General features: G+C 70.9%; 9 protein-coding genes. 7 read left to right on the plus strand and 2 right to left on the minus strand.

Translation table 11 applies throughout. From position 1 onward, the window contains the following. The coding region (locus OZN99_RS20100) for a hypothetical protein (protein WP_270937037.1) at positions 1-387 on the minus strand (387 nt) is incomplete at its 3' end. 99 nt (positions 388-486) lie between these two features. Continuing rightward, entirely contained in the window at positions 487-726 is a 240-nt protein-coding gene (locus OZN99_RS20105; protein WP_270937038.1) for a hypothetical protein, read from the minus strand. Between the two features lie 119 nt (positions 727-845). Between OZN99_RS20105 and OZN99_RS20110 the strand changes: the two genes are divergently transcribed. From OZN99_RS20110 to OZN99_RS20140, 7 genes are all read left to right on the plus strand, one after another. Beyond that, positions 846-1,418 (plus strand): elements of external origin, encoded by a 573-nt coding sequence (locus OZN99_RS20110; RefSeq protein WP_270937039.1) that lies wholly within the window; start codon positions 846-848, stop codon positions 1,416-1,418. Further along, entirely contained in the window at positions 1,418-3,385 is a 1,968-nt protein-coding gene (locus OZN99_RS20115; protein WP_270937040.1) for a phage terminase large subunit family protein, read from the plus strand. Before OZN99_RS20110 ends, OZN99_RS20115 begins: the two co-directional genes overlap by 1 nt. Positions 3,386-3,794: 409 nt before the next feature. Next, positions 3,795-4,214, plus strand: a complete 420-nt coding sequence (locus tag OZN99_RS20120; RefSeq protein WP_270937041.1) for a cupin domain-containing protein — start codon at positions 3,795-3,797, stop codon at positions 4,212-4,214. 194 nt (positions 4,215-4,408) lie between these two features. Then, positions 4,409-4,645 (plus strand): phage head-tail joining protein, encoded by a 237-nt coding sequence (locus tag OZN99_RS20125; protein ID WP_270937042.1) that lies wholly within the window; start codon positions 4,409-4,411, stop codon positions 4,643-4,645. After that, complete coding sequence (locus tag OZN99_RS20130) at positions 4,645-6,129, plus strand: phage portal protein (protein ID WP_270937043.1); 1,485 nt, start codon at positions 4,645-4,647, stop codon at positions 6,127-6,129. Before OZN99_RS20125 ends, OZN99_RS20130 begins: the two co-directional genes overlap by 1 nt. Positions 6,130-6,293: 164 nt before the next feature. Then, the gene (locus OZN99_RS20135) at positions 6,294-7,220 is read left to right on the plus strand and encodes an AEC family transporter (RefSeq protein ID WP_270937044.1); all 927 of its coding nucleotides are present in this window, start codon (positions 6,294-6,296) and stop codon (positions 7,218-7,220) included. 175 nt (positions 7,221-7,395) lie between these two features. Beyond that, a partial coding sequence (locus OZN99_RS20140) for an HK97 family phage prohead protease (RefSeq protein ID WP_270937045.1) occupies positions 7,396-8,146 on the plus strand: 751 nt, incomplete at its 3' end.

The following is an 8,146-nucleotide window of genomic DNA, read 5'->3' on the forward strand; positions in this document are numbered from 1 at the left end:
CTCCGCGGCGTCCTCCCCGCCCGTGGGCGCCGTGTCGGCCACCGGCGCGGCGGCCTCCGCGGCGGCCCGGCGCTCGGCGTTGCGGCGCGCGATGGCCTCGGCGCTCTGCTCGTCCTCCTCGCACGCGTCGCCCGCGTTCGGGTCGATGCCGATGGCGCGCAGCCCGTCGTCGGTGATCTTCAGCAGCATCTCGTCGCCGTCCACCGTCCACTTCGCGATCGCGTCGTAAGCCGGGCGGTGCACGCCGATCACCAGGTCCTGCTTCAGCAGCGCCTGCGCCACCTTCTGCCGCGCGCCGGCGGGAAGGCGCTCGGGCGGGTAGGCCAGGTGCTCGGGGTGCTGCGCGGCGGCGGCGAGAATGGCGCGCTGGGTGTCAGAAAGCTTCATCGTCGGAGTCTCCGGTTCCTGGAGCCGACCCTCGGCCCCCCTACTGCCGGGAGCCCCGCCGGGCAGAACCCGGTCGGGGCCGCGCGGGAGCGTCCCCCGTTAGGTGCTGTATTCACCGCGCCGGAAATGCTGGTCGGCGATGTCCTTCAGCTTCGCAGTGGCGTCGGCGAGCCAGGCGGCCTCGCCCCAGAGCACCGTCTCGGGATCCGCGCCGAAGTGGTCCGCGCTGGCCTGCTGCAACTCGGCAAGCAGGGCGTCGAACTCGGCCTTGTGCTTGAGGAAGGCGGCGAGGCTGCGCTCCTGATTGCGTGTGGCGCGGACGTCTCGGTCGGTCATCATGCTCTCCATCTGCGGCGCGGTGCTCCGCGCGTGACGGACCATTCGCGCTGCGGCGGGGGCTGAGCCAAGCGCCATCGGCGTGCCGGCGATTGCTCTCTTCGGGGGATCTGGATCACATCATGATCGCTGTCGCGCAGCCGGGCCGCGTGGCCTCGCAGCGCGAGGTGGCGCGCCGCCTCGGTATCTCCCACACGGCGCTGCAGAAGGCGCAGCGCGCTGGTCGCATCGCGCCGGAGGCGGATGGCGCCTGGGACGTCGAGAAGGTTCGGGTGCGGCTGGCTGACAGCAGCGATCCCGTCCGGAAGACCGCGACGCTGGTGCAGCCGCCTGTAGCGGCACCGCGGCCACCGGCGCCAACATCGATCGCAGCGCTTGCGCCCGATCCGCTGCCGCGTGCTGCGCAGAACACCTTCCACGATGCGCGGACGGCGAATGAGGTGTTCAAGGCGCAGGAGCGCCGGCTGCGGCTGGACGAGCGCAAGGGCAAGCTGGTCGACAAGGCCCGCGCCCTACTGCTGGTGCACCGCCTCGCCAAAGAGGAGCGCGATGCGATCCTCGCGTGGCCGGCGCGCGTCGCCGCCGAGATGGCCGCCGAGCTCGGCGTGGATGCGCATCGGCTGCAGACCATGATGGACACGCGCCTGCGCGAGCACCTGGCGGCGCGGCACGATGCCCGGGTGAGCGTCGGCTGATGGCGGGCGAGCATCTCCTGGAGGAGCTCGGCCGCTTCGACGGTGACGCCGAGATCCTGCAGGCCTGGCGCGACGGCATGGCACCCGAGCCGGCACTGCTCGTCTCGGAATGGGCGGACCGGCATCGCGTGCTCGGATCCCGCGGCTCGGCAGAGCCGGGGCCATGGCGCACCGCGCGCACGCCCTACCTGCGCGAGATCATGGATGCGCTGTCGCCGGCGCAGGCCGCGCGTCGCGTCGTGTTCATGAAGGGCGCGCAGGTCGGGGGCACCGAGTGCGGCAATAATTGGATCGGCTACGTAATACACCATGCGCCGGGCCCGATGCTCGCTGTGCAGCCCACGACGGAACTGGCCAAGCGCTTCTCCGACCAGCGCATCGACCCCCTGGTGGAGGAGACGCCGGCGATCCGGGAACGGGTGGCGCCGGCGCGGTCGAGGGACAGCGGCAATCGCCAGCTCAGCAAAGAGTTCCCGGGCGGGCAGCTGGTGATGACGGGCGCCAACAGCGCGGTTGGCCTGCGCTCCATGTCGGCGCGGTTCCTGTTCCTCGACGAGATCGACGCCTATCCCGGCGACGTCGAGGGCGAGGGCGATCCGATCGCGCTGGCCGAAGCCCGCGCACGGACCTTCGGCTGGCGCCGCAAGATGCTGCTCGTCAGCACGCCGACCATCGCCGGCCTGTCGCGGATCGAGCGGGAGTATCTGGCGACCGACCAGCGGCGCTACTTCGTGCCGTGTCCCCACTGCGACCACCGCCAGCACCTGCGCTTCGAGCGGCTGGTCTGGGACGAGGGCCAGCCGGAGACGGCGCGGTATCTCTGCGAGGATTGCGACGGGGCGATCGGGGAGCAGCACAAGGCGGCGATGCTCGTCGCGGGGGAGTGGCGGGCCACGGCCACGGCGACGGATCCGCACGCCATCGGCTTCCACATCTCGGCGCTCTACTCGCCGCCCGGCTGGATGCCCTGGTCGGAGATCGCGCGGCTCTGGCTCGCCGCGCAGGGCGACGACCGCGCGATCAAGACCTTTCGCAACACTGTGCTCGGCGAGACCTGGCAGGAGGCAGGCGAGGCGCCGGACTGGCAGCGGCTCTACGACCGGCGTGAGCACTGGCCCGCGGGCACCGTGCCGATGGGCGGTCTGCTGCTCACCGCCGGTGTGGACGTGCAGCGCGACCGCCTCGAGGCGAGCCTCTGGGCCTGGGGCCAGGATCGGCAGTCCTGGCTGGTCGAGCACCGCGTGCTGGCGGGCAACCCGTTCGAGGCGGCGGTCTGGGAGGAGTTGCGGCTGCTGCTTGGAGAGACCTGGCGGCACGCCAGCGGGCACCGCCTGCCGGTGGCCATGGCGGCGATCGACAGCGGCGACGGGATGACCACGGCGGAGGTGTATTCGTTCGTCCGGCGCGCAGGTGCCGGCCGCGCCATTGCCGTGAAGGGCCAGGACGGGCTCCGCGCCGCGGTCGGGCAGCCGGCCGCAACGGAGGTACGGCGCAATGGCCGGAAGCTCGGCGGGCTGAAGGTTTGGCCGGTGGGCTCGTCCTTCCTGAAGGGCGAGACCTATGGGTGGCTCAAGCTGGAGCGGCCGACGGCGGAGAGCGGCGATCCGTTCCCGCCGGGCTACGTGCACCTGCCGGTGCATGCGGCAGGCGAGGAGTTCTGCCGGCAGCTCACGGCGGAGCAGCTCGTGGCCCGCGCCGGCCGCAACGGCTTTCGCCGGCTCGAATGGGTGAAGACGCGCGAGAGGAACGAGGCGCTGGACTGCCGCGTCTACGCGCGCGCGGCTGCGGCGGCGCTCGGCATGGATGGCTGGGGCGATGGGCGTTGGGCGCGGATGGCGGACGCGCTGTCGCTGGCGGCGGCCGAGCTTCCCGCCGGCGGGAATGTCGCTTCCTCGTCGTCGCCGGCCACGGCCGACTCTCACCGCCCACGCGGCTGGCTCGCGCCGCGCAGCGGCTGGCTTCGCTGAGCCGACTCGCCTTCGCCCGTGCGGCCACGCCCGCGACGGCATTGCCGAGCGTCAGCGTAGTCTCCTCGGGGTGCCCCAGGCGTCCGGCAACGATCGCCGCCCAGATGTTCGGGACGGGGGGCACGATTGACCCAGAGCGGGAGCGGCTCGGTGCTGGGCACCATAGCGTAGCCGAGGACAGCTGCGGCGCCCTTGAGAGGTGAGTGAGTGCCGCCATAGGGACGGGCGATGTTGCCACGACCGGCCCGCCCCTCGTCGCGAATGTGGTGAGCGACGCGGTCCTGGCGCATCATGCCCGCACGGGCGGCCCGAGCCGATGGTCCGCAACCGAATGGCGGCGCGCGAGCCGAATGGACGCTCGCACGCCGCTCGGCACGATCTGAAACCCCGCCAGGGAGGAGGCGACGGCATGCACATCATCGACCACACAGGCGAACCGCTCGACGAGTGGCGTCCCGGGGTGATGACCCGCATGCTCGTCTCTGCCCTGACGGGTTCGGAGCACCTATGCGTGTTCGAGCAATTCTGCGACCCCGGTCGCGGCGCCCCCACCCACCGGCACGCCGTCGAGGAGGTGCTGACGGTGCTGGAGGGGACGGCCGAACTCTGGCTTGACGACGAACGGGCGACCCTCACGGCGGGCCAGTCCTTGGTCATCCCGGCGGAGCGCCAGCATGGCTTCCGCAACATCGGCACGGCGACGCTGCACATGCGCGCTATCCTAGCGTCGCCGATCTTTGAGGCGTGGTTCGACGGCGAGGCAGAGGCGCGGCGGCGCTGGCAGCCCAGGTCATCACTACCGACCGGCGGCGGGGCGGCGTCCCGGTAGGGCCGGTCCCGCGATCCAGGGAGGCGCGGTGTCCAGTCAGCAGCGGCCGAGCGTGTAGAACTCCTCGTTCGGGCGCGCGGCGGCCTCCTTGTCGTGGGCCGGCACGATGGGGTGGTTGAGCGATCGCCATGGGTTTCCTCCCATTCGGATGCCCTTGCCAGCAAAGCTGGTGACAGCGCTGAGGACCCTCAAGCATGGATCCGACCGCCCTCGCCTGGGCGCTGGCGCAGCCGGCCGGCAGCCGCGCGGCTGCGCTCGCCGCGGCCTACACCGGCGGCACCACGCGCGTGACCTTCGACGGCCGCACCGTGGAGTACCGCAGCCTGGATGAGCTCGGCCGTGCGCTGGCCGTGCTGCGCGGCGCGGAGACGACCGCAACACGCCGCCCGTCCGTGACGCTGGCCAGCTTCTCGCGCGGGGGAAGCAGGTGATGGGCCGGCTCCGGGATGCCTGGAACGTCCTTCGCGGCTATGCGGCGGCGCAGGACCAGCGCGCCTCCACATGGGCGCCGTCCGGTGGCAGCGCGACGGCCGAGGTCGGAATGGCTGCGGCGACGGTGGCGCGCCGCGCCCGCGACGCCGTGCGCAACGACCCCTATGCCAGCCGCATCGTCGACCTCTGGACGGGCAACGCAGTTGGCGCCGGTATCACCACCCGCTGGCCGGACGCGGCGCACAGCCGTGCATGGCAGCATTGGGCGGAGAGCACCGGCTGTGACGCCGAGGGGCGGCTGGATCTCTATGGCCTGCAGGCGCTGGCGATGCGCGCCATCGTCGAGTCCGGCGAGTGCTTCGTCCGCTTCCTGGTGGCGGAGCCGTCGTCCGCCAATCCGATCGGCCTGCGGCTGCAGGTATTGGAGGCGGACCACCTCGACACGGCGCGCAACGGCATGCTGGCGGGCGCCGCCACGATCCAGGGCATCGCCCTCGGCGAGGCCGGCGAGCCGATCGGCTACTGGCTGCACCGCGTGCATCCGGGCGCGGCCTGGATTCTGCCGGGCGCGACCTGGCTCGGCAGCGAGCGCATCCCCGCCGGCGACGTGCTGCATGTCTATCGCAAGCGCCGGCCCGGCCAGCTGCGCGACGTCTCCTGGCTCGCGCCGGTGCTGCTCCGGCTGCGCGACCTCGGCGACTACGAGGCCGCGCTGCTGATGAAGGCCAAGATCGAGGCCTGCCTCGCTGCCGTGGTCACCGAGGAGGGCGACGAGGCATTGACGGGCGCGGCCGCCGGCCTGCTCCGTGACGCGCAGGGCCGCACGGTCGAGAGCTTCGAGCCGGGCATGATCCTGTATCGCCGCGGCATGGGCAGCGTGGAGGTGGTGAACCCGAGCGGCGGCGGCAGCCACGCGGCCTTCGCGCGCCGCGCCCTCGAGGCCGCGGCTGTCGGCGCCGGCCTGACCTACGACCAGGTCTCGGGCGATCTTACGCAGGCGAACTACTCGTCCCTCCGCGCCGGCAAGATCGAGTTCCGTCGTCTCTGCGAGCAGGTGCAATACGGCATGCTGATCCCGATGCTGGTGCGGCCCATCGCCGATCGCTTCCACACCCAGGGCGCGCTGCTGGGGTTGTGGGGCACGGACATGCCGGACGGCGTCAGCCACGTGCCGCCGGCGCACGAGATGATCGACCCGCTCAAGGACACCACCGCACTGATCGCGCAGGTGCGGGCCGGCTTGGTGCCGCAGCCCGAAGCCGCCGGCGCCTTCGGCTACGATTTCCGGGCCGCGGTGGAGATGATCCGCGAGGCCAATGCCCTGCTCGACGAAGCCGGCATCTCGCTCGACACCGATCCACGCCGCGTCGCGAAGTCCGGCAGCGCACAGGACGCCGCACAGATGGCCGCGGTGGAGATTGCCGCGACCGGCGCCGCTGCGCCTATGCAATCTATCAACGATGCGGAGCGAGTCGGTGCATAAGCTGGGCTGGCAATGCCATTGAGGAAGCTGAGTGCGGCAGTAAGAAAACCTTCATCATTTGGCCAGAATGCGTAATTTTCTGGCTATTTATGGTTTCTTTCAGTTACTTCGAAATATTAAATTTCTGTTGCCTTCTCTCTGCTCGTTTCGGAATATTCAATCCGATGATCCCCTTCGTCAACGCCTTCGTGCCGCTCTTCGGCCTTCTCGCGCTGGGCGCTCTGCTTCGCCGCAGCCTGCTGCCGGACGAGGCGGTCTGGAAGGGCCTTGAACGCCTGATCTTCTGGGTGCTGCTGCCAGCGCTGCTGGTCGCCGCAATCGGCTCCGCGCAGCTGGGCGAGCTGTCGATCCCGAGGATGATGGCAGCGATCTGGATCACTCTAGCGCTCGGTACCATCGCTGCCGTGCTCCTCGCGCGAGCGCTTCGTCAACCACACGCCGCCATGACGAGCGTGCTGATGGGCAGCATCCGATTCAACAACCTCATTGGCGTTGCGCTTGTCGGCGCCCTGTTCGAGTTGCCCGGCCTCGCACTCGCCGGAGTGGCGACCCTGTTAATCGTGGGGTTCGTGGAGGTAGTCACAAGCGTAGCCTTCGCTTTAGGGCGCGGTGGGCAGCTGCGCCTTAGCGCCGTGTTGCGCCAGGTAGCGCTTAACCCGCTTGTCCTCGCCTGCGTGGTGGGCTTCGTGGTCGCCGGGTTGGGTGGTTTGCCGCCGGGCGTCCGGCCCCTCGTCGAGACGCTCGGCCGCGCCTGCATCGCGCTGGGGCTGCTCGCTGTCGGGGCAGCGCTGTTGCAAGGCGGGCTGGCCGACCGACCAGCGCTGCAGTTCTGGACTGCAGCGCTGAAGCTCGTCGCGTTGCCAGCGGCAACACTGCTGCTCTGTCGCGCCATGGACCTTGATCCACTTTCGACCTCCATCGCCGTGCTCTTGATGGCAATGCCGACGGCGGCGACGAGCTATGTCGTCGCGCGCGCGATGGGCGGGGACGCCAGGCTGATGGCGGCGATCACGACGAGCGAGCATCTGCTCTCAGTTATCTCGCTGCCGCTCTGGGTACTGCTGCTTCAGGACTTCGCTGAGCCTGAGTAGCTTACCGGCATCCTGGTCGCGATCAATCCGTGAGTAGACGGCGCCATTGCGCGGCAGGCGATAAGGCATAGAGCACCCGCTGCTGCGCATAGGACGCTGCGCAGATGGCCGCAGTGGAGATCGCCACCACCGGCGGCGCGGCACCGCCGCGCGAGACAGCAGAATAAGGCTGACCATGATCGAGACGAGCGAACCGGGCGGCAGCGGTGCCGCGCCGGAGACTGCTGCTGCGTCCGCCGCTGCTGACGCGCCCATGGTGGCGCATCGCGCCATCACCGCGCCCGCCACCGTCGACCGCGCCGCGCGCACCGTCGAGGTGGTGTGGTCCACCGGTGCTCGCGCCCGCAACTTCGTCCCCGCCCTCGGCCCCATCACCGAGGAGCTGGAGATGTCGCCAAACGCCGTGCGCATGGACGCGCTCCGCTCCGGCAACGCCCCGGTGCTGAACACCCATCGCAGCATGGACGCCCGCGACGTGCTCGGCCGCGTCACCGCCGCCCGCCTCGAGCGTGGCCGCGGCTACGCCACCTTGCAGTTCTCCTCCGCCGCCGACGTCGAGCCGGTCTGGCAGCGCATCGCCGACGGCACGCTGCGCGCGGTCAGCGTCGGCTATCGCGTGCACCGCTACGAGCCGCGGCCCGATGCCGCCACCGGCACCACGATCCACCGCGCGGTGGATTGGGAGCCCTTCGAGATCTCCGTCGTGCCGATTCCGATCGATCGCGACGCCGCCGTCCGCGCGCAGGGGGACCAGGGCTCCCCCATGCCCACCATCGAACCCGCCCTGCCGCACGAGGAAGCCACCATCATGCCCGACACCACCGACACCCCGGCCGCGCCGCCGGAGAACCCGGCTCCGCCCGAGCCGGCCGCGCCGCCGTCCCCGCCGCCTGCCGACCACGCGGCCGAGGCCGTGCGCGCCGAGC

Source organism: Falsiroseomonas oryzae (assembly GCF_027856955.1).
GTDB classification, from domain to species: domain Bacteria; phylum Pseudomonadota; class Alphaproteobacteria; order Acetobacterales; family Acetobacteraceae; genus Falsiroseomonas; species Falsiroseomonas oryzae.